General features: G+C 67.7%; 21 protein-coding genes. All 21 read right to left on the minus strand.

The window, feature by feature from the left end; genetic code table 11:
* Positions 1–114 precede the first annotated feature (114 nt).
* Positions 115–249 (minus strand): hypothetical protein, encoded by a 135-nt coding sequence (locus tag PV762_RS27505; protein ID WP_421038184.1) that lies wholly within the window; start codon positions 247–249, stop codon positions 115–117.
* Between the two features lie 51 nt (positions 250–300).
* Positions 301–1,182, minus strand: a complete 882-nt coding sequence (locus tag PV762_RS27510; RefSeq protein ID WP_421038185.1) for a type VI immunity family protein — start codon at positions 1,180–1,182, stop codon at positions 301–303.
* A gap of 77 nt (positions 1,183–1,259) precedes the next feature.
* Positions 1,260–2,270, minus strand: coding sequence for a DUF4150 domain-containing protein (locus PV762_RS27515; RefSeq protein ID WP_421038186.1), 1,011 nt, complete (start codon positions 2,268–2,270; stop codon positions 1,260–1,262).
* Between the two features lie 4 nt (positions 2,271–2,274).
* A complete protein-coding gene (locus PV762_RS27520; protein WP_421038187.1) occupies positions 2,275–3,054 on the minus strand; it encodes a hypothetical protein in 780 nt (259 codons plus the stop codon).
* Positions 3,055–3,066: 12 nt separating this feature from the next.
* On the minus strand, positions 3,067–3,972 hold the full coding sequence (locus PV762_RS27525; protein WP_421038188.1) for a type VI immunity family protein: 906 nt from the start codon (positions 3,970–3,972) through the stop codon (positions 3,067–3,069).
* Between the two features lie 11 nt (positions 3,973–3,983).
* Positions 3,984–5,006, minus strand: a complete 1,023-nt coding sequence (locus PV762_RS27530; RefSeq protein ID WP_421038189.1) for a DUF4150 domain-containing protein — start codon at positions 5,004–5,006, stop codon at positions 3,984–3,986.
* A 4-nt stretch (positions 5,007–5,010) separates the two neighbouring features.
* Positions 5,011–6,309, minus strand: a complete 1,299-nt coding sequence (locus PV762_RS27535; protein WP_421038190.1) for a TIGR02270 family protein — start codon at positions 6,307–6,309, stop codon at positions 5,011–5,013.
* A complete protein-coding gene (locus PV762_RS27540; RefSeq protein WP_421038191.1) occupies positions 6,306–7,427 on the minus strand; it encodes a beta-ketoacyl synthase N-terminal-like domain-containing protein in 1,122 nt (373 codons plus the stop codon). Before PV762_RS27540 ends, PV762_RS27535 begins: the two co-directional genes overlap by 4 nt.
* Positions 7,428–7,452: 25 nt before the next feature.
* A complete protein-coding gene (locus tag PV762_RS27545; protein WP_421038192.1) occupies positions 7,453–8,526 on the minus strand; it encodes a DUF2169 family type VI secretion system accessory protein in 1,074 nt (357 codons plus the stop codon).
* A gap of 27 nt (positions 8,527–8,553) precedes the next feature.
* Entirely contained in the window at positions 8,554–9,180 is a 627-nt protein-coding gene (locus PV762_RS27550; RefSeq protein WP_421038193.1) for a DUF6484 domain-containing protein, read from the minus strand.
* A 1-nt stretch (position 9,181) separates the two neighbouring features.
* Positions 9,182–11,419 (minus strand): type VI secretion system Vgr family protein, encoded by a 2,238-nt coding sequence (locus PV762_RS27555; protein WP_421038194.1) that lies wholly within the window; start codon positions 11,417–11,419, stop codon positions 9,182–9,184.
* Positions 11,420–11,616: 197 nt separating this feature from the next.
* Positions 11,617–12,135 (minus strand): hypothetical protein, encoded by a 519-nt coding sequence (locus tag PV762_RS27560; protein ID WP_421038195.1) that lies wholly within the window; start codon positions 12,133–12,135, stop codon positions 11,617–11,619.
* 124 nt (positions 12,136–12,259) lie between these two features.
* Positions 12,260–13,294: a hypothetical protein gene (locus tag PV762_RS27565; RefSeq protein WP_421038196.1), complete on the minus strand. Its 1,035-nt coding sequence runs from the start codon at positions 13,292–13,294 to the stop codon at positions 12,260–12,262.
* Between the two features lie 59 nt (positions 13,295–13,353).
* On the minus strand, positions 13,354–13,776 hold the full coding sequence (locus PV762_RS27570; protein ID WP_421038197.1) for a thioredoxin: 423 nt from the start codon (positions 13,774–13,776) through the stop codon (positions 13,354–13,356).
* Between the two features lie 14 nt (positions 13,777–13,790).
* Positions 13,791–15,263, minus strand: coding sequence for a hypothetical protein (locus tag PV762_RS27575; RefSeq protein ID WP_421038198.1), 1,473 nt, complete (start codon positions 15,261–15,263; stop codon positions 13,791–13,793).
* 31 nt (positions 15,264–15,294) lie between these two features.
* Positions 15,295–16,335 (minus strand): hypothetical protein, encoded by a 1,041-nt coding sequence (locus tag PV762_RS27580; RefSeq protein WP_421038199.1) that lies wholly within the window; start codon positions 16,333–16,335, stop codon positions 15,295–15,297.
* Positions 16,335–17,924, minus strand: coding sequence for a PAAR-like domain-containing protein (locus PV762_RS27585; protein WP_421038200.1), 1,590 nt, complete (start codon positions 17,922–17,924; stop codon positions 16,335–16,337). Before PV762_RS27585 ends, PV762_RS27580 begins: the two co-directional genes overlap by 1 nt.
* A 35-nt stretch (positions 17,925–17,959) precedes the next feature.
* Positions 17,960–19,036, minus strand: coding sequence for a hypothetical protein (locus PV762_RS27590; protein ID WP_421038201.1), 1,077 nt, complete (start codon positions 19,034–19,036; stop codon positions 17,960–17,962).
* Entirely contained in the window at positions 19,033–20,271 is a 1,239-nt protein-coding gene (locus tag PV762_RS27595) for a DUF2169 family type VI secretion system accessory protein (protein WP_421038202.1), read from the minus strand. The genes PV762_RS27590 and PV762_RS27595 overlap by 4 nt, the downstream gene beginning before the upstream one ends.
* 9 nt (positions 20,272–20,280) lie before the next feature.
* Positions 20,281–20,886 carry a DUF6484 domain-containing protein gene (locus PV762_RS27600; protein ID WP_421038203.1) on the minus strand — a complete coding sequence of 202 codons (606 nt, stop codon included), beginning with the start codon at positions 20,884–20,886 and terminating at the stop codon, positions 20,281–20,283.
* The coding region (locus PV762_RS27605; protein WP_421038204.1) for a type VI secretion system Vgr family protein at positions 20,883–22,153 on the minus strand (1,271 nt) is incomplete at its 5' end. The genes PV762_RS27600 and PV762_RS27605, both read right to left, overlap by 4 nt.

Here is a 22,153-nt window from a genome sequence, read left to right on the forward strand (position 1 = left end):
TCGGTCGGAGCGCCTTCGCAACAGTCTGATACGCCGGCAACCGATCGTTTCTGTTGCTGGTCGTCGTGGTCGCCTCACAGTCGGATGCTGGCGCCATACCGTTGCATGAAGCCGTCATACAGCCGCTGGATGGCAGGCATCGCCGGGCGGGGTTTTGCAGACGTCGGGAATGGTCACCGCGCTGATGCCGTTGCTGAACTTGTGGACCAGCGAGTTGACCGTTCCGTTGACCTTGATGGTGACCGGCATGGCGTCAGTCGATCCGGCCGCGGAGCATGGTCACGAGGCGGCCGTGGCACATCAGGGCCGGAGGCGATGCAGCCATTCGCGTGTCGCCTCCTCGTCCGGAAACCCCGGCAGCGGGAAAAGGTTGTCGACCAGCCAGGGCGCGAGCAGCGCGTTGACGCGTCGATAGGCGCTCAGGTCCGCCCCGCGGTTCACGTCCCCCTCCAGCGGCTCGGCCGCGGCCTGCACCAGCACGCCGGCGCCGATGCGCGCGGCGCCAGGATGCCCGGACAGCGCCTTGGCCGCGTCCGGGTCACGTGCCAGCATCGCGTCGCCGACGTAGGTCAGCCATTGCGCGCCCTTGAGCTCGGTCTGCAGGTTTTCCTTCTCGGCGATCAGATCGCTCAGCGACACGCCGGCGTACCGCATCACATGGGCGTGAAGCGCCTTGCCGCGCGCGCGGTTAATGTCGTTGTGGTCGAAGTTGAGCGCCAGTCCGCCATAGCCGTGCAGGAAGCCCGATCGGCCCACGGCATCCGCGACCCAGTCCCGAAGACGCTGTGCCGGCTCCGTGACCGGCATGTGGACCTGCAGGTAGCCGACGATCTGGCCGTCGTAGCTCGGGGAGCACGAGTACTTCAGCGCCCAGGGGCCGACGCCGTCCCCGACCTCCCCCGAGTCGATCACGATGGACAGGTCCGTGCGCTGTCGCGCGGCATCCTCGGCCAGCGTTCGCAGCTTCTGCGCCGTCGTTGCCGACACGGCCTGGTTGCGGCGCGCACTGCCCGCGCGCACCCAGCGTGCCTGCGGCAGCACCCGCTCCAGGGTCGCGAGCAGGGCCGGCAGTACGCCCTCGGCCTTGGGGCCGGTATCGAAGAACAGGGTGGCGCCCAGCGTGCGCAACGCCAGCACTTCATCGCCATCGCTGAAAACGATAGTCTCTTCCTGTGGGCTCATGTTGTCGATTGTCCTGTCGACGAGGCCGCTCGTGGCGTCGCCGTCTCTGTTTCGCCTGCTTGCCTGGGCTCGCTGGCCTACTTGGTATAGCCCGGGCATCCGCAGTCCTCGGGCGTCATGGGGGTGGGCTCCTGACCGGGCGGCTTCGAGATCCGACGATACGCGGAGATCTGGTCGTCGGAGAACTTGTCGCGCTTGCCGGGCCCGAGGATCTTCTCGTAATTGAACTTGGCATCGAAGATCTGCCGCTTGCCGGCACGGTCGACGACCAGATCGGGAAAGCGCACGGTCCTCTGCGAGGGGTGATCCTTGAACAGTGAGCACACCTGACGGATGAAATTGCGGGAAGGTTCTCCGGCGGCATTCAGCTCGACCGGCGGGTGCGAGCCGTTGAGCGAGAGTAGCGTATTGACCAGCTTGTCCAGCACGTTGCCCTCCATCATCGGCTCGATGGGCACGGGCGGCTTCCTCAGATCGGTGGGCATGAAGTAGGGCTGTTCCGGCGAGATGCCCTCGCCCAGCTTGCCCTCCTGCTTCAGCTTGTTCAGGCGGTCCTCGAAGTCCTTGGACGCGCGACCGGATCCGCGCAGCTTGCCCTTGTCGTACTCGGCCTGCGTCTCGCACAGCGCCTGGCAGATCGCGTTGGCCTCGGCCTCCGTCAGGCCCGCGTCCATCAGCGCCTGCTGCACGACGCCCGCCAGATTGGCCGCGTTCTCGTGGTTGTGGAACATCTTGTCCGTCAACCGCGCGGCGCCCTTCCCGTTCAGGTTGACGTCGAAGGAATACAGGATCCAGGTCGCCTCCTTCATGAAGGTGCTGGACTTGACCCCGCCCAGCGTGCCGGCGTTGTCCCCGTTGGACATCGCGAACTTCGATCCCTTGATGGCCGCCATCGTCTTGTCGCCCTTGACCGTCGTCGTGCCGTCGGACAGCGTGATCGACTGGGCGATGTTGGGATACGGGATCGGCACGGGACCTCCCGGGCTGGGGGTCTTGCAGACGTCGGGGATGGTCGCGACGCTGATGCCGTTGCTGAACTTGTGCACCAGCGAGTTGACCGTTCCGTTGACCTTGATGGTGACCGGCATGGCGTCAGTCGATCCGGCTGCGAAGCACGGGCCACAACTGCGCGTGGAAGGTACCGCACAGGCCGAGCAGTCCGTCGAGCAGGTCCGGGTGCGCCCGGAACCGCCACAGGCTCCAGGTCAGCCGGTTGTCCAGCCAGTCGATCTCCTCGTCGTACTGGAAACCGCACTTCAGCGGATCGACGGGCGCAACCCCGTAGGCCCCCGATGAGGCGGCGTGGGCCCAGAACCGCAACAGCTCGTCGATGCCCGCCTTGGCATCGTCCGGAGGGATGCCGTCAAAGGTCAGGTCCAATTCGAACTGGTCCTGGCCTTCGTGCGAGATCTCCGCCTCGAACGGCAACGGCATCGTCGCGGGATAGGCGTGATCGAGCGTTGTCTCCTTCGCCAACCGGTACCGGCAGGCCCGGCCATCGCCGGACACCTCGATCCGCCGCAGCAAGGTGACGACGTCGCTGCCCATGAACTGGCTCGCCAGGACCGACACGGCGCCGTCCACCGCCGGCCACCCCTTGAGCTTCCACGCGAAATCGTCCTTGCCCACCCGGACGGACTTGAACAGCGGCGTCATCGGATCGAAGTCGCTTGCCGGCAGCACGCCCAGAGCACCGGTCGCACCGAGCACCCCGAAGTTCATCAGCTTGCCATGCAGCAGCGGACGGACCTCGTCCATCGGCAACTCGTCGTTCACCACGAAGCGCAGATGCGTCGTGACATCCGGGCCGAACAGGGGCTCCTCGGACAGGAGGAACTCGAACGGCAGCTCATAGGCAGTCGACAGGGTCATGCGCGGCGGACCTCAATGCAGTTCATGAAGGAAGCGTCGTTCGTAGCGGTCCAGCAGGTCGGCGTTGTCGGCGAAGCGGGCCCGTTGCAGCGCCAGGTCGTCGAAAAGCGTCATCGGTTCGAGGAACCGGGCCATCGCGCCGTACTGCGCGGCAGTCGGACCGTCGTGAACCCAGCCGGCAAACGGCGAGCCGGGAACCTGCAGACGCCATCGCCCGCGTGCCGATGCGGCCACCACGCCCGCGGCGCGTAGACCGACGAGTTCCTCTTCGCCGCCCGCGCGTTCGACCAAGGCATCGTCGAGCAGCACCATCCAGCGCGCACCCCGGCAGCGCCCGCCGATCTCCAGGCGTGTCGCGCCGTTGGTCGACACGTCCAGGGGTGGCACGCGCAAGCCCCAGCCGCCAGTGCCGGCGGAGGGCTCATCGTCGGGGTCGCGTGGACTCGCCAACGCGGGCGCCAGATAGCCGCTCTCCAGCGGACCCGCCAGCAGGACGCCCATCAGCGCCTCCAGATGGTCCGGCCAACGCGGCTGCGCGCGCAGCGCATCGATCGAGAGCTCGGCCTGCCACCAGTGCCGCACCGGGCTGCCGGCCACTGCCGCATCGGCGTCGGCGACGAACTCGACCGATTGCTCGGCCGCCATCGGATCCGTGCCGGCGCAATACTCGGCGGAGAACAGGCGCCGCGCCCGCCCTGTATGCGAGCGCCGCCACGCGGCAATGTGCGCGAGGAATTGCCCGGCCTCCGCACTCCGATAGCGACCCGCGCCCGCACCGATCATCGCGGCGCCGGGCAGCGACCGCCACAGCGGGGAGGTCAACCACGCACTGCTGGCGCGCTCCGCCCAGGCGACGAAGTCTTCCAGCGGACCTACGCAGAACGCAGCGGCGGTCAAGGTCATGCGCACGGGCGGCATGGTCGGCGCCTTCAAACCGGCAGCGGCGGAAGCGACGGCAGCTTCGTGACCGACGACACCACCTTCCCGGCCTTGTTCCAGGCCGAATGGATCACCGTCGGCTGGCCGTCGCCGGTGTAGCGCCCATAGGCCCGCTGCTGCTTGTTGGACATCTTCCCCTTGCCGCCGCAGTTGAACTTGAAGTCGATCGCCTTGGCGATGTTGTCCTTGGTGATGGGGAGCTTGGGGTCCTTCAGCACGAGCACATCGGCGACGAAGTTGCCCATGCCGCCGGCCGCCTTCAACGCGTTCTTGAACACGTCGCCCCAGCGCCGCACCAGTGAGCGCCCCACCAGGGCGACGCTGGTCTCGTAGACCTTGCGGGCTTCGTCGCGGGCCTTGCGAGCGACGCCCTCCAGCGCCTGGCCCTGCCGGTTGAACGCCACCTCCGAACGCAGCGGCGAATTGGGATTCTTCTTGTTGTACTCGTTGATCGAGTCCTCGCAGCACTGGTGCTTGCTTGAACCGAGCGCCGTGCAGGCCTTGCCCTTTGGGGGATTCGACGGGCTGTAGCCCGCCTTGCGGTTGATGGCGTCGTTGCAGTCTTCAGCCAGCTTCTGCAGATCCGCGTCAGTCACGCCGCCGAGTGCCTGCACGACGCCCGCCAGGTTGGCCGCGTTCTCGTGGTTGTGGAACATCTTGTCGGTCAGCCGCGCCGCGTTCTTCTTGTTCAGCTTGACGTCGAAGGAGTACAGGATCCACGTGGCTTCCTTCATGAAGGTACTGGACTTCACACCACCCGCGACGCCGGCGTTGTCGCCGTTGGACAGCGCGAATTTCGAGCCCTTGACCGCCGCCATGGTCTTGTCGCCACGGACCGAGGTCGTGCCGTCGGACAGCGTGATGGACTGGGCGATGTTGGGATAGGGGATGGGCACCGGCCCGCCAGGACTGGGCGTCTTGCAGACATCGGGGATGGTGGCCACGCTGATGCCATTGCTGAACTTGTGGACCAGCGTGTTGACCGTACCGTTGACCTGGATCGTGATCGACATGGCCTCACCCCCCACCGAGACGATCCAGCAGCCTTCGCTGCCGCCACGCCGGCGCATCCACCGGGAACAGCGGCGTCCCCGGCCGCAGCAGGCACAGGTGCAGCGCGGCGAGCGCCCTCGCCCGCTGCTGTCCGCCGTGCAGCACGCGCAGGCAGTGCACTTCGCTCAGCGGCTGGCCGAGGAACAGCCGGCCGTCCGGCGACAGCGTCGGCAGCCGCGACTGGTGCGCCAGCCACCAGGCCCGCACCTGCTCGACATGCGGCCACGGCAGCGCGACGTCCACCGGCACTTCGACGTCGTCGTCCTCCGGGTCCTCGTTCGGGCCTTCCTCATGGTCCTCCGGCGGCGGCGCTTCCAGGCCGTCGATATTCACGTCCGCGCCGGCGATCAGGCAGAAGGCCTCCAGCGCGATGCGCGCCGACGCGGGCTTGGCCATCTGGTCGATCAGCCACGGCACGTAGCGCAGTTGGCCCGACAGGCCCGCGCCGATGATGCGCAGCCGCGCCGCGCCCGCCATGGTCTCGGCCTCGACCAGCAGGCGATGGCCCTCCTGCACCGGCAGCGCGAGCACCGCCAGCCGGAACGCGTCCATCTGCCGCGTGCCCGGCCGCAGCGCGGCGCCAGTCAGCGCGGCCAGCGCCTTGCCCCGATCGCCCAGCAGCACGCCGGCCCACAGCGCCCAGTAACGCGGCTCGCTCTTCTCGTCGCCAATCAGCTCGAGCACCGGCTCCAGCCCCTCGACGCGTCCGAGCTCGCCCGCCAGCCGCAACGCCCGCGCGCGCTCGCCGGCATTGGTCGAGCGCATCGACACCGCCCAGCGCTCGCCCGCGTCCAGCCGGTGCGCGCCGTAGGCCTCCAGCGTCAGGCGCCGGCTCAGCGAGTCCTCGGGCGGCATCAGCGCTTCGGCCTTGAGCGCCTCGTTCGCGCCGACCCAGCCCAGCGCAGAGGCAAGACCTGGCGCCGCCTCGGGCGCTTCCTTGGCGCGTCGCACCAGCGCCGGCCAGTCGTCCGGCCGTCCGTTGAGCGCCAGTACCCCGGCGACGAAGAAGTCCTCCGCGCAGTCGTTGACCAGCGCGGCCTGGCACGGCGGCCAGGCCTCCTCGCCGGCTTCGGCCAGACCGTCGATCTGCGCGGCCAGCTGTTCGTCCAGATCGGCGAACTGCTGCACCGAGTAATGCGGTGCGTCCAGCGCGTCGCGACGCTGCGTCCAGAGGAAGGCCGCCTCGTCGCGGTAGGTCTCGATCTGGTCGGCGGTCACCGGCGCTGGGAGACCGGCCTCGATGCGGGCGTTGTCCATCGTCATGCCCGCACCGCCACGTCGGCGCGGATCACCGCCGCGCCGCGCCCGCCGCCGTCGGAGCTGCCCCAGAGCAGCGTCAGCGGTCCCTTCGCATGGCCCTTGCGGCAGGCCGAGGCCGCCAGCAGCAGATGCAGCGGCAAGCCCGCCGCGCCCACGTCGCCCCAGCAGTCCGCCGGCGCGAGGAAGTCGGTCGGATCGCGCAGCCGGTCGCGCACGCGCAAGCCGCAGAAGCCGTATTCATCGGCGCGGTACGCCTCGCCGTTCATGTCGCAGACCACGTTGTCGATCACCCCTGCTCCCGCCACTTCATCCAGCGCGCGGCGCAGCGCCTGCGTCAGGCCTTCGCCGATGCAGACCTCGCCGCTCTTGTTCAACTTCGATTCGCGGCCGAGTCCGACCGCGAGCACATCGGCCCAGCCGCCCGACACCGCCGTGCCGGCAGTCGCCAGCAGCAGCGCGCCCGCCGCCTCGCCCGGGATGAAGCCCCAGGCGTTGTTCAAGGGCCCCGCCCCGTGGAGCTGCTCCTCGGCCTCGAGCCATTCGAGCGTCTCCGGCGCCAGATACGAGTCCACACCCGCGACGACGACGGCATCGGCCTGGCCGGCGCGCAGCCACGTGCGCGCCTGGTCGAGCGCCTCGAAGCCGCCCGCATGGCCGCTGGCGAAGAACTGGAACGGGCCAAGCCGGGTGCCGAGGCGGTCGCGGCACAGCGCGCGCAAGGCGTCGGTCGCGTCGGCCGCGCCGGCCGACTCGGCCACTGCGCCGGGACCTCCCGGACGGGCCGGCGGCCCAGCGACGGCGACGCCGATGCGCCCGTCCTGGAGGCCGGTGTCCGGGCGCGTCGGCACGAGAAGGTCCGACAGCGCCTCCGTCAACGCTGGCGCCAGGAGCGCCACCAGTCGCTCAGCGCCGCGCAGGCCGGCATCGACGCCTGCCACCTGCGCCACGCGCATCGGCTCGCCGGCGGTGTCGATCATGTAGGCGTGCTCGCGGAAGCCGCACAACCCGGCACGCACTGCGGCGGCGGTCGACCGCGCATCGCCGCCCACCGGCGTGAAGGCGCCGATCGCCAGCACGCGCAGCGCCGGCTGGGCCGAAGAGGCCGAAGAGCTTGGCGACACGGGAGCCCTTGTTTGCTGAGGCATGTCAGACCGCCTCCGTCCGACGGCCGTCGGCATCGACGCCTTCGGGCTCCGGCGCGCCGAGCACGCCGTCGCGCAGGTCCTGCTTGAGCCAGATGCGCGTGCGCTCCAGCTTGAGCACGCGCGGATGGCAGGGCAGCGCGCTGTGGAACACCAGCGAGACCCGGCGTTCGTCGGGCGCGAGGATCACGGTGTGCAGCCGCGGCGGCGTGTGGACCTCGCGATGGCCGTCGTTGAAGAAGGTCTCCAGGCCGAGGAACACGCGCGGCAGCGCGAAGCGCCACTGGCCGCCGCCCGGCGTCAGGTTCAGCAGTGCGACCGGCTCGCCGCCGCGCAGGAAACCCGGGTGCTGCTGGTCCGGCGGCGCGCACTGGTAGTGCCGGTCGTCGAAGTCGTCCGGCAGCAGCGGCAGGCGCTCGCGCTGCCATCGGTCGTCGTAGGTGCCGGCGAAGCGGCGGCGCTCGGTCCAGTGGCTGCACAGCGCGCCGAAACCCACCGGCACGGGCCGGTCCTTCCAGCCGCGGATCAGGTGATCGGGGTCCTCGATGTTGGGCAGCGGCCGGCCGTCGACGTGGTCGCCGGCGACCGCATAACCCCGCCCCAGCGGATTGCGCTCGTCCCAGTTCGCGGGCTCGGCCTCCGGATCGACGCCGCCGAAGGCGCGCTCCCACACGACCGGCATGCGCGTGAAAGGCGCCGGCCGGCCGATGCTCCGGCCCTCCCAGACGCGATCGCCGAAGACCTTCAGGACCTTCGCGCGACCGCCCACCGCCACGCCGACGTCGAGCTCCGTCACCGGCATACCGCCGGGCGCATGCGCCTGGCCGTCGACGATGACGTCGGTCGCTGTTTTGGTACGGATCAGGTCCGCGTCCGCCGTCAGGCTGGTCGAGGCCGCGTCGCCGCGATGCGCCGGGCCGCGCAGCACCTCGGGCTGCGTCTCGGCCACGCGCGGCGTGCCGTCCGGCTGCAGCGTGAAGCTCGCCTTCACGGCCACCAGCCAGATCTCGGTGCCGTCGCGATCGCGCACCCAGCCGCGCTCGGCGGCGAACGGCGTGCGGTTCTGCAGTTGCCACATGGGGAATCCTGACGGGGTCGAGGACCGTCAGTTGATGTCGACGAACGCACCCTTGATGCGGTTCGCGCCGCTGGAGCGGCTCAGCACGTAGGTGCCCCGGATCAGGATCTTGCCGGCGGCGGTCAGCACGATGCTGGCCTCGCCGCAGCGCAGCTCCACCTGCTTCGCACCGTTGAGCACGACGCGCTCGCCGTCGACAGTGACGGTCTGGCCGCGGCGCGTCAACGCCACGCCGGGCTGCGGATCGAGCCCCTCCACCGCCGTTTCCAACGCGGTCTCCACCTCGGTCTCCACGGGGGCCGCCCGGGGCGCGACCTCCGGTTCCGCATGCCGCATCGCGCGGCCCAGGATGACCGGTCGGCTCGGGTCGCCGCGTTCGAGCGACACGATGACCTCGTCGCCCTCGTCCTCGACCTTCAGGCCGACGACGGACATCGCGACCACGGGCGGCAGGCCCTTGGCCATGCGGACCAGGAAGCGGCCCTGCGCGTCGAAGCCGCAGAACATGCCGACCAGCACGCCGGCGTCGACCAGCCGCACGCGGTCCATGAGGTGTTCCGCGGCGGCGACGGCCGCGCGGGTCGGGTCGCCGCGACGGCGGTTGGGCGGGGGGGCCGCGCCCATCGGTCCCGCGTTGTCAGCTTGCTCGGCCATGTCAGTTCTCTCCGATCTTGGCGCCCTTGACGGCGACGCCGCCGCTGCCCTTGATGCCCACGGTGCCGCTGGCCTTGATGGTGATCTTGGACGCGGAGATGGTGATCCCGCTCGAGTCCATCACGATCTTGCTGCCGCCGGCCTTGAGCGTGATCGAGGGGGCCTCGATCGTGGCGCTGCCGCCGGCCTTGGTCTTGTAGGTGCCCTTGGCGGTCTGGCCGATGGTGGCGGCCGACAGCTTGTGCGGTCCGCCGACGCCGATGGACTGCAGCGCGCCGACGTTGACCCGCTGCAGCCCGCCGATGGAGACCATCTGCGCGCCGCCGACGTTGATCGCCTCGGCCGCGCCCACCGTGTGCATGCGGCCCGCGCCGACAGTGTGCGCCTCGGCGATGGAGATCGTGGTCGTCTGCGCGCCGTTGACGGTGTGGCTGCGCACGCCGTTGACGGTGACCGTCTGGCCGGCGTTGATCGTCACCGTCTCGCCGCCGTTGACGGTCTCGGTGCGATGCGCGCCGATGGTGATGGTCTCGGCCGCGCCGACGGTCTCGGTGCGGCTGGCGCCGACGGAGGTGGTCTCGTTGGCGCCGACCGTCTTCGAGCGGTTCGATCCGACGCTGATCGTCTGGTTCACGCCGACGGTCTGCGTCTGGTTGTTGCCCACGGTCTCCGAGTCGTCCACGTCGACCGTGTCGGTGCGGTTGTTGTGGATGGTGGAGGTCTGGTCGTGCTCGATCGTGGTGGCCATGTCGTACTGGCCGTGGATCGTGATCATCTCCTTGCCGGCGGTGTCGTCCATGGACATCTCGTTGTAGCCGGCGCCCTTGTGGGTCTTGGACTTCAGACCGCTGATGACGGCGGCGGCCGGCAGCGCGTACGGCGGCATCTGCTCGGCGTTGTAGACGCGGCCGGTGATGAGCGGCTGGTCGGGGTCGCCCTCGACGAAGTCGACGACGACCTCCTGCCCGATCCGCGGGATGGACACGCCGCCCCAGCCCTTGCCGGCCCAGGGTTGCGAGACGCGGATCCAGCAGGAGCTGGTCTCGTTGCGCTGACCGCGGCGGTCCCAGTGGAACTGCACTTTGATGCGGCCGTACTTGTCGGTGAAGATCTCCTCGCCCGAAGGCCCCGTGACGATCGCGGTCTGTGGGCCGGGCGCCATCGGCTTGGGCGTGCGGCGCTCGGGACGGAACTGCTGGTCGGCGGGGATGGCGTTGAAGCGGCAGCGCAGCTCGGACTCGCCGGAGGCCGACTCGGTCGACGCCTGGCGCATCTGCGTGATCGTGCCGGTGATGAGGTACTTGGCGTTCTGGTCGTCGCGCGGATGGCGGCTCAGGGACAGCAGGTGGCCGGTGCGCACGCCCTGGGCGTTGGTGTCGCCGTCGAAGCGGGCGAAGGCGGTCTGGATCTCGTCGAGGCGGTCCTCGACGTACTGCGCGCCGTCGCTGCCCTGCACGTAGCCGCCGGGGTAGTCGAAGACCTCGCCGTCGGACAGGTCGTAGTCGCGGGCGCGGTCCAGCTTGGCCTCCAGCGAGGTCGAGGGCCGCTCGAAGTCGTAGTCGGTGATGACGACCTTGCCGGGCTTGAGGCTCTCCTGCGTGACCCAGGTGTCGACGTATTCGAGTTCGGGCGGCGCGTTGTTCGTGCCGCCGTAGAACGGCAGCGTCTCGCAGCCGGGGGCGCAGTCGTGGGCGGAGGCGGCGTCGGTCAGGACCAGCGTGTGGCCGGACTCGTCGTGGGTGAAGTACCAGTAGATGCCCTCGTTCTCGAGCAGCCGGGCGACGAAATTGAAGTCGGTCTCGCGGTACTGGACGCAGTAGGTCCAGGGCCGGTAGGCGCGCATCAGCTTGAACTCATGGCGGGCGACCGGGTGGTCGTCGAAGACCGCCTTGACGATGTCGGGGACGGTCATCTCCTGGAAGATGCGGCAGTCGGCGGTGCGCGTGAGCAGCCACAGCCAGGGGCGCATCGTCATCTGGTAGACGGTGTGCTTGCCCTCGAAGCCGGTCTGGGCGAAGCGGGTGACGTAGCCGGCGAGGTGGCGCGGCGCGTCGTCACGCAGGGCCATGGTCAGCGTCGCGGACTTGCCGAGCAGTTCCGAGGCGCGGATGTCCTTGCGCTCGCTGAGCAGGGTCAGCGTGGTCTCGCCGAGGTCGCTCAGCGCCTCGCGCGACGCGCAGGCGTGGACGCGGAGGACATCGTCGTCGAGGGCGGTCTTGAGGCGGAATGGAGCTGCCATGGGCGGACCGTGAGGGCGGACCTGAGCAATCGGTCCGTCACGGTAGGCCTGTGCGCAGAGCGCCGGAAGCGACCAAAGTCATTCGCGAGGGCACCCCATGTAAACGGGTGATACCGGGCCCCCAGGCGTGTCACCGGTGTGGGTGACGCGTGCGCCCCGACGGCCCTGGATGGGTGCGGCGGCGCACGTTCGAGCCGTTACATCGGCAGCGTCATCGAGACGGTGATGGTGAGCACGGCGCCGTCGTCGGCGTAGTCGGCGGTGAGCTCGCGGCCCTCGACCTCCCACTGCTCCCACTCGAAGACGCCCTCTTCCTCCTCGCCGTCGGCGGCTTCACCGTAGGCGGCGATGGCGGCGTCGCGGGTGTCCACCGGCGTGGTCGCGAAGGGGCCGTTGCCCTTGTAGGGATCGACTTCCTCGCTGCCTTCAGGGTAGTAGAAGATCGCGCTCAGCACGTGGGTGCCGGTGCCCAGTGGCTCGCCGTAGTCGACCGCGTGGGTCTCGCGCGGGGAGAAGGACAGCACGACGCCGGCCTCCTTCAGGTGCACGAAGCCGGCGCGAATCTCTTTCTTGCGCTTCTGGGAGAGCTCGGTCGGCGCAGGCGTGCCGGCGGGCGTGGTGTGCGCGAGCACGGCGGCGATGAGCGGAGCGTCGACTTCGGTCAGGCCGAGGAGGCTCGGGAGCTCGGGGAGCGTCAGGATGGAGGTGGTGGTCATGAGGCTGAACGATAACCCGTATTGGGGTCGTCGGGCCGGGTGGACGTCCAGGCAGTCTTCTTCGACCCGAGTTGGGCGAAAGCCATCGTCAAGTTGAGGATTCAGTCCAAGCGACCTCAGAACATCAATTCGGCGGCGTCCAGACCTTGTCGCGGTTGGTCTCCAGCCACTCGCGCACCTCGTGGTCATGGAAGATCTCCGTCCACTGTCCGTCCCGCTTGTAGGCGGCGCCACCGTAGCCAGCGAGCAGGAGCACGCCGTCGCGAGTGGCGAGATTGCCAGAACAAACCTTCACCCCGGAGGGCACATCCGCATCGACCAGGCCTTCGTCCTTCAAGACCCACACACCGTAATCATTGGTGGCCCACAACTCGCCGTCGTACCAGACGAGATCCTTGATCGGGAGCGATATCTGAGCCTTCGTTTTCAACTTCTCCCACTTGTCGCCCAAGCCGCGAAACACGTGGTCACCGGCCGCAACGTACACATTGCCATCCCCGGCGCAACAGACGGCGGACAGTCCCCAGTTGCTCGGGAACTTCATGCGCTTCCAGACCTGTCCGGACAGATGCCAGATGTCGCCCGGATCACCGACGGCATAGAGATCCTCTGGGCCGAACCCATCGAAGTCGACAAAGCTGATCTTGTACTCGTCGGGTTCCGGCATCGGCTCCCCCACAAGGTCCCACTTCCCCGGCGCGGTACGTACAAACAGCTGACGCGCGGTGCTGCTGGCGAAGAGCCGACCGCCGAAGCTGCGAGCGCGACTGAAGCCGCCTCGCTTCACTCCGCCTTCGAACTGGGACGGAATCGGGCCTTCAAACCCGTCACTGCCCGGCGTGGGGGACCATGCCTTCGAAGTGCTGTCCAGCACGACGACTTTCTCCTCGGGGGCGAAGGCAACGCCACAGACGCTCGCGCCCAGACCGCGAAGGTGGCCGATTCCCCACTTCTTCTCATCAGGATTCTTCAGGTTGAGACTCAGCAGGCGTTTCGCCAGGCGCCCTTCTCCGGGCGCCTCCCGCCCATCCCGCCACCCGGGATGCTGCGTGTAGTCCTCGCGCGCCAGCAGATAAAGGATGTCGCGATTCTTTATCGCGCAGTCGATGACGTTGAAACCAGCCATCCGGGGCAGGAGATGCTCACTCGCAATGCTCACGACATGCCTCCGCCTTCGCATTGTCTCGGGAGCCCTTGCCAGAAGACCATGAGGGACCTTCAGCCCTTGAACGCTCGCCAGAGCGACGGCAGTTCCAGCGTCATGCCGAGATTGGGATCCAGCAGCCGCATGCCCTGAAACTCCAGAGGTCGCAACTGGACGCGATCGGACGGCACAGCATCCGGTTCGATCCCTTCGACGATCGCGGCCTGAACACAGACGCCCTGACGCCACCGCAACAGCAGCGGCAAATCGGGGGGAATGAAGTCGTCGAGGAACTCGGCATGCTCCTCCAGGTCCAGCCAGAGCGGGACGATGTGCGGAGGAAGCATGCGACTCAGTGTTTCAAAACGAGGCTGCAAGACCTGGCACCGACTGCACCACCCCGACGCGCCGATCACGGTCAGGAATTCGGCGTCAGGACGCGCCAGGCGCCGTGCAATCTCTGGCGCGTGATCCCAGGGATTCAACGGTTCGTTCATGCCTTCACTCTGGCTCACCAGTTCCAGCTCGTGGTGCCCAGCGTCGCAAGCGCGCGATCCTGGGCGGGAGTCGGCGCGCCGACATCGAAACACGGCCCCGGCCCACGTGCGAGCTGCAGGAGCAGCGCAGCCTGCCAGCGTTGCTGCTGAGAGGCCTTCGCGTTGCCCAGCATCTGAAGCAACGACGATTCGGTGACCGCCTCACCGCCGAGGTATCGGCGGGCGGCGTCGAAACTCGACGACAAGGCGGACCACTCTCGGCTCAAGACCTCGACGTCGGGCCAGAGCAGCGCACCGTCCGGGTCCCGTTTCGCAGCCGCCGGCACGTAGGGGTTGTCCATTGCCTCGTCGGCGTCGTCGGGGGGCTCCGGCGCCTCACGCCAGCGCTGATGCCCGATGCGCGCCCCGGTGATGTGCGCGAAGACGTCGCCTGCGAGGCGGGCCAGATTGCTGGACGGCTCGACGAAGAAACGTCGGATTTCATCCTCCTGGCTCTGATGCGCCATGCACTGCAGCAACACCGACAACCAGCGCGGATCGCCCTGCAAGCGGATGGCTCGCAGCGCCTCGCGCCACCGCTGTCGATCCTCATTGCCTTCGACCAACATTCGCTCGATGGCAGGCACAGTCGTCGCGGGCGCGGCGCGCCAGAGCCAGACGAGCAGTTCCTCGTCCGCGACCTGCTCCGGCGCCGTGATCCAGGCATCGAGCAGGACGGCCTCGGCCTGCCGCCAAGCGACACCGCCGTCGGCCGCGGACCCGATCAGACGTCCAATCGCCGCCGCGGCGACGCGCTTGGTCTCCATGCAAGAAGAAGGTTCATTGAGAACTGCCAGCAACGCGGGCAAGGCCTCGGCGATGCCGCAGGCCCCCGCCAGTCTGGCAGACTCGATGATGACCGATGGCTCGGCGCCCTTGGGCAATGCATCGTGGATCAACGGCGCCTGGAGCGTCGGCATCGAATACGCCGCGATCAAGGCAGCGCGTCGCCATAGCGGCGATCCCTGCTGCCACCAATGCAGGGCGAGCTTCTCGGACAGCGGGTCGCCACGACGGCGCGCCGCGCTCGCCAGACCGATGGCGATCGCATCGCCTCGCCCGGCCTCGGATTGGGCTTGGGCCAGGACCTGAAGTTCTTCCAGCCAGCCCGGCGAGCCGACCTCCATCGCATGCAAGGCCAGTGTGCCCGCCACGAACGACTCGTCGCTGGTGCCCCACCGGTTCAGCCGGGTCTTCGCGGCCGACCAGGCCACATCGCCGATGGGCGCGCGCGCCTGCGCGGATTCGAGCTGTGCAACACGCAAGCCCTCGAGATGCGCGTCGAGGAGACGCTCCATGCGCTGGAGACTCTGCCAGTCGTGCTCCGTGGCGGAGATCGCGTCACCGTGGCGGGCCCAGTAGAACGAGGCGTCTTCCGCGTGGCGCTGCACGATTGCCGGGATCACGCGCAGTTGCCCGTGGTCCGATTGAGCGGGAACGTGCGTCATGTCCGGGCCCTCGCCAAGCGCGTTCGAACCATCACTTCGGCGGCGTCCAGACCTTGTCGCGATTGGTTTCGAACCACTCGCGCACCTCGTGGTCATGGAAGATCTCCGTCCACTGTCCGTCCCGCTTGTAGGCGGCGCCACCGTAGCCGGCGAGCAAGAGCACGCCGTCGCGAACGGCGAGATTCCCCGAGCAGACCTTTACCCCGGAAGGCACATCGGCAGGGATCAGTTCATCGCCCTTCAGCGTCCAGATCCCATAGTCGCTGGTCGCCCACAGTTCGCCTTCGTACCAGACCAGATCCTTGATAGGCAACGACATCTGATCCTTGGTCTTCAGCCGTTCCCACTTGTCGCCTGCCCCGCGATAAATGACCGTGCTGGCTGCGATGTACACGTTGCCATCGGGCCCGCACTTCACCGCAGACAAGCCCCAGTTGCTCGGGAACTTGCAGCGACGCCAGGCCTTGCCATCGAAATGCCAAAGATCGCCACTGCCGCCGACGGCATAGACGTCGTTCTCGGAGAATCGGTCGAAGTCATGGAAGCCGCAGTCTCGGAAATCGGACTCGCTCACGGGAATGGCGGCTCCAACAAGCTCCCAACTTGAAGGTCCGACTCTCTTGAATAGCTGTCGCTGCGTGGCACAGGCCAACAGCTCGCCTCCGAAGGCCTTTGCCCGATTCACCGAGCCGGCCAGCAGACCACCGTTTCCCTTGTAGGGAATCCCAGGCTCGAAGCCGTTCGAGTTCGGGTTCTGCGCCCAGACCTTCGCATCCGCGTCGACGACGAGAATCTTCTCTTCGGGTGCATAGCTCATCGCACACACGCTCGTGTCCATCCCGGCGAGGTGCATGTGCCCCCACTTCTTGTCTTCCGCATTGTTCAGCCGGAGCACGAAGATGCGCTTGGCAAGCTTTCCCTCTGGAGGAGCGTCCTGCGAATCGCGCCAGCCCTTTCTCTGTGTGTAGTCCTCGCGCCCAAGCAGGTAGAGCGTGTCCTTGTCCTTGACTTCACAGTCGATGAGGTTGTAGCCCGCAATACGCGGTCGGAGTGTCTCGATCGCAATTCCCATCAGAAGTTATCTCCAGCAGAGTTGTCGGCATCCGCGCCGCCCATCCCGTCGTGGGCGCGCAGCTTGGCATTTGCGCAGTCCTTGTAGTACTCGTCCAGTTGCTTTTTCAGGCACTCGGGATTGCAGTCCGACGCAGGAGCGATCGGTTTCGGCTTCGAGATCGCGTCGACAGCATCGTCTCGGGCCGTCGCGTAGTCCAGCGTGGTCTGCCCCGCCTTCTTTCGCGCGTCCATGATCTGCTTCAAACGCGAGTGGACGTATCCATGACTGCCATGGCTATTGTTCACCCCTTCGACGCAGATGGTAGGAGCCGATCCATGTTTCCCTGCATAGCAGGGTTGACCTTCGAACATCGCGCCAGGCAGGACATGGTGCCCGGTCTGCCCCGGACAGCATCCCGTGCCATTGCGGGAAGACTTGATCGCTCCCGTCTGGTTGTAGGGCACCAGCTGGCACTTCCGAGCGCGCAGGCAGGGATCGGTCGCCGCCCGCATCGTCATCGCCTCGGAGACGAATTGGCTGGGGTTGTTGCGATACTCCTGCAGCTTCTGCTTGGCGAGGTCCTGCAACTTGTCGACATTCAACAAGTCGTCCAAGTGTTCCATCGCCTGCGGTCCGAGCTTCTGTGCAAGCTCGGTCGCCGTTGAAACCACATCCGCGACCGTCCACGCGGCCATCCCCGCCGTGACCACGGTGCCGACCCCGGTGACCGCCGCGGCGCCGCCGACGACATTCTTGGCCACGGAGCGCAGCGCCAGTCCGCCGAGCTTTCGCACCATGTACCAGGGGCTCAACTGGGCCTTGGCCATCTCAAGGATCTCGCCGAAGACAGCCTGCGCGACGAACATCTTGTCGTTGGCGATCTTGTCGAGGAATCCTTCGAACTCCTTCTGCGCGTTCTGGAAGTACTTGCTGCCCATGGCTGGCTTGACCCAGAGCCCATCGCAGTTATCTTCCATCCATGCGTTGTCGGCCCCCTTCTTGTGGGTGTAGCCGTAGGCCTTCTTGGCGGCGGCATCGGGGATGGTGATGATCTTCCCAGCCCCCTGCACGATCTTCTTGAACGGTGCCCTCTTCTGCTTGGCCGCGCGCTTCTCATCACCCTTGTCGGCGCAGGCCCGCTCCATCTGCTGGCGATCCTTCGCGCAATCGTGGTCGTTCTGCCAGATGCTCCGGTACTTCTGCACCAGCGCATTGGCCGGGCTGTTGTGGTTGTGTGTGACCGTGTCGAGGTGCCGCGCCACCCCCTTGCCTTCGACCTTGACGTTCATCGACCAGGTCGCGAAGTGCCCCTTGCCCTTGATTTGGCCGCTCACCGTGCCCTTCTTGAGCCCAGGCGTCGCCGGTTCGTTGCCATAGCTCGTCGCGAAGTAGCTGTCCTTTTCCAGCGCAGCGCCGGTGCCCTTGAAGAACACCGTGCGCGAGAGGTTGTCCAGGTCTTTTGCCAGCGTCGTGTTGGCGTAGGGCACCGGCACGCCCGGTGGCGGCGGACCCGGGCTGAAGCAGACATCCGGCGCACAGGCGGACGACACGCCGGACGCGCTCTTGGCGGCGATCTCGTTGTCGTTGGCGAAGACGAAATGCGGCATGGTGAAGTCGGATTCCTTGTGGACGGCTGGTGGCGTCAGACGCCCTGCAAGACGACGGCGCAACGGCGCTCGCGCGCGTCCGCGGCCTGGAACAGGAAGTTGCCGCCCGCGGCCCATCCCTTGCGGATCATGTCCAGCGCCAGCGCAACCGCCAGCGGTCCCTGGGCGGCGCCGCAGAGGCCCACGTGGGCGCCCAGCAGCGGCTCCGTGTAGCCGCGCGGCTCGCGCTCACGCAGCACGCGGGACCATGCATAGCTGGACTCGTCCATGAAGAAGGATTCTCCGGCCGACGTATCCAGCCGGTGGTGAATCTCATGAGCGTGAAGACCCGCCTTGCCCAGGGCTGCCCGCAAGGCTTGCGCCAGCCCCTTGCCATGGTTCGGCTCGCCGCTTTCGAAGCTCGCCGGCTCATGGGACTCGCCGGATCCGCGCAGCACCAGCACCGGCTGTGCGCCGTTGGCCGCCTCGTCCGCGCGCCAGCGTCGCAAAACCAGCGCCGCCCCCGCCTCACCGGAGATGAATCCGTCGCTCTGCTGGCTGGATAGCAGCCGCGCCTGCGAGAGGTGGCGTTGGACGTCCGTCACTTCCAGCAGCGAATCCAAGCCCAGCAGCAGCACATGGTCGACATCAGGGAGCGCGAGGGAGGCCTTGGCGCGCTCCAATGCGCCGGCCAGACCGGCGACGCCCCAGGGCAGGATCGCGCTGGCGGCGTGGAAGCGATGGCCAAGGGCCTGCTCGCAGGCCGCATAGCAGTCCTTCAATTCATCGGCGGCATATCCGGCTCTCTCGGTGCCGCCCGCCAGGAGGAGGAAGACGCAGCGGGACGCGACCAGCCCGCCCGCACCGAGCGCGGCTTCCCGAGCCGCCCGGACTGCGATCGTGGCCAGGCGGGTCACGCCGCCATGCACGCTGTCCTCGCCGACCGCACTCAACCCCAGCGACTCGTCGGCAATTCGCGCGCCGAGCAGCGCCTGGCCCACCTGATCGACAAATGCCGTTTCGCGGAAGCCGTCCAGTCCCGCGCGCACTGCGGCGCAGGTCGACGGCCACGTGAGACCCACCGCGCTCACCACGCCGGCGGAGACTACCGCGATCGAAGTCGTTTCACTCATGCCGGGTGCGTCTCCGAGATCGCCGCTGGAACGTCGTCGAGCCCCTCCTCCGGCGTCGCCGGGCGACTGCCACCACAAGTGGCGCAATCCGAATTGCCGCTCACCTGGCCATACCACCAGCGGCTGCTGTAAGGGCCGACGACCACGGTGTGCACCTCACGCAGACTGCGGCGCAGCCGGGTTCGCGCGCGCCAGGTGACGTGAAGCCGCATCGCATCGGTATCGACCACCAAGGTATCGATGTGCGGTTCCATCAGCACCGATTCACGGTCTCGCGTCAGGAGGGCCATCGACATCCGGCGCTTCGGTATGCGGAACCGGTACTGCGCGATGCCGTTCCTGGCAGTCCGGGCCACCGAGGCCGCGAGGTTGACCAAGGTGATCACCTCGCCGCCTCGGGGATAGTCCAACTGCTGATCCTCCGGCGCCGCCTGATGGAAACGGTCATCGAAGTCCGGTGGCAGCAGTGGGAAGATCTCGTCCTTCCAAACCTGGTCATAGGTCCCCGCCCATTGCAGGCGCGGCTGCCAAGCGCGCGCCAGCGGCCCCAACGCTGCAGGCGGCAGCGCCACGTCGGGTCCGTCTGCCACTTCGAGGCGACCGTCTACCCAGCGCTCGGTCCGATGGGCGGGCGCATTCTCCAGCAATCGAAGGAACGCGTCGCGGCCGTACCCGCGACCCACAGGGTTCATCGGATGGACATGGCGCATGGCAGGGTTGTCGACGCCGATCGACTCGGACGAGCAAGTGCCTCCGAAGGCGATGCCATAGTGCAACGGCTGCTCCACGAAGGGTTGTGGCGCGGACAGTTGCCATTGCCGGCCCTGCCGCTGCCATTGGCGCTCCCCGTGGACGCGGATGCGCTTGTCGACCAGGGCCTGTCCCGCGGCGTCCTGCAAGCGCAACGCCACGTCCACCGACAAGGCCGGTTGGGCCAGGCCATCGCGGAACGGCGCGTGCGCGCTGCCCTTGAACAGCAGATCGCAGCGCGGTTTGAAAGGCGCGAGGTCGGCCTCGAAAGTCGGCGCGCTGAAGCCGGGCTCATCGACGAATTCGTCCGAGAGGAGCAGCCCGCCGCCGCGCACCGGTCGAAGCGCGAGGGGCGCCTCAGCCCCGTCTTCCAGTTCGGGCAGCACGTAAGTGCCCTTGGCGATCACGGTCAGCCAGGGCTTGCCATGCTTGTCGGTCGCCTGCGTGGCGTCCACCGCGCAGAGACTGTTGTTGACCACGTGCATGACGTCGACTCAGTTGATGCGCACGGCGGCGCCCTTGATGCGCTGCGTGCCGGTGGCGTGGCTGCTGATGTACTCGCCACGCAGCAGGATCTGGCCATCGGCCGTCAACGTGATGCTCGCTTCGCCGCAATGCAAGGTCAGCTGTTGCGTGGCACCGATCACCACCTCCTCCGCAAGGCCGCCATCGCGTTCCACCATCACTGCGGGGACGCCCGCCGCCGGCGCGCGTTCCGCCGCCGACCGGTCAGAGCCGGGCTGCCAGAGCAGGCCCAGGATCAGCGGTTGGGCGAGACCCGCGCCAAGACTCAGCGCCAGCGGCGCGCCCACATGATCCGCATGAAGAGGGACCACGCTCATCGCTTCCACGCCGTCTTGAGGGCCTGCGGCCCAGCGGACTCGCGGCGCCTCGCCTTCAGACCATGCAAGGAGCTCACCGATAACGATCGAATGACTGGCATCCGGCGTGGCGGGCAGCGAAGACGCACCGAGTCCGCGCGCGTGGCCGCGCATCAACGCATGGAGCATCGAACCCGCTTGGCCACGATCGTCGGCAGGCTCCATCGACGGCGGAGCGGCGGACGGGAGGTCTGACATCGAGGGCATCGCGGGGTTCATGCGTTGTTCTTGATGTTCTTGCCCTTGAGCTGCATGTCGCCCTTGGACTCGCCGAAGTACTGCCCGGCGGCTAGCACGTTGATGTCGTGGCCGTTGATGGTGATCGTGCCGTCCGATTTCAAAACGATGCTGGCTTTTCCCACCGTCAGACTGAACTCGTCACCCGCGGTGATGGTGTAGGTCGTGCCAACACTGGTGGTCTTGCTGCGGCCGACCTGGGTCCCCTGCGTCAAACCGACGCTGGTGTTCATCAAGCCGCCGACGGTGGTCTGATAAGCCGCCCCGATCGTCAGCGCCTTGCCCAGTCCGATGGTTTCGGCCTTGGCCAGACCGATGGTCTCGGCCTTCGCCATCGAGATGGTCTCGGTCTTGTTCCCGCCGATCGTCACCGACCGGTTCGACCCGATGCTGATCGTCTCGTTGATGCCGACGTCTTCCGTGCGGTTCATGCCGATGGAGATCTTCTCGTCGAGGTCGACGCGCTCGGTGCGGTTCTTGTGCACCGTGATCGTCTCGTCCAGATCGACCGTCTCCGTGCGGTTGCCCTTCACGAACACCGTCTCATGCCGGTCGATCGTCTTCGTCCGGTCCCGTCCGACCCAGTGCGTCTCGTCGTTCTCGACCTCGATGTCCTGGTTCTTCTCCGCGTGGATCCACAGCTGCTCGTCGCCGTGCTTGTCCTCGAACCGGATCGCGTTGGCGTTGCCGTAGCTGCCACCCTTGGTCGAACGCGTCAGGAAGCCGCTCTGCGTCGCGTTGGCCGGCAGGTCCCACGGCGGCAGGTTCTCGCCGTTGTAGGTCCGCCCCATGATGATGGGCGCGTCCGGGTCGCCTTCGATGAACCCGATGATCACTTCCTGCCCGATGCGCGGGATGTGGATGCCGCCGAAGTTGGACCCCGCCCACGGATGCGCCACGCTCACCCAGCACGAGCTGCGCTCGTCGCTCTTGCCGCGCCGGTCCCAGTGGAATTGCACCTTCACCCGACCGTACTTGTCGGTGTGGATCTCCTCGCCCGCCGGGCCGCTCACGATGGCCGTCTGCGGCCCCGCCACCAGCGGCTTCGGCGTGCGCCGCGGCGGCCGGTACTGCTGCGCCGCCGGGATGCAGTTGAAGCTGCAGCGCAGCCCCGTCTCGCCCGAGCCGGCCTCGTTGGCCGCCTGGCTCAGGCTGATCTGCGTGCCCGTGATCAGGTACTGCGCGTTCTCGCTCTCGCGCGGATGGCGCGACAGCGACAGCAGATGCCCCGTGCTCACGCCCTGCGCGT

This window comes from Mitsuaria sp. CC2 (assembly GCF_048957715.1).
In the GTDB taxonomy this organism is placed as follows: Bacteria; Pseudomonadota; Gammaproteobacteria; order Burkholderiales; family Burkholderiaceae_C; genus Roseateles.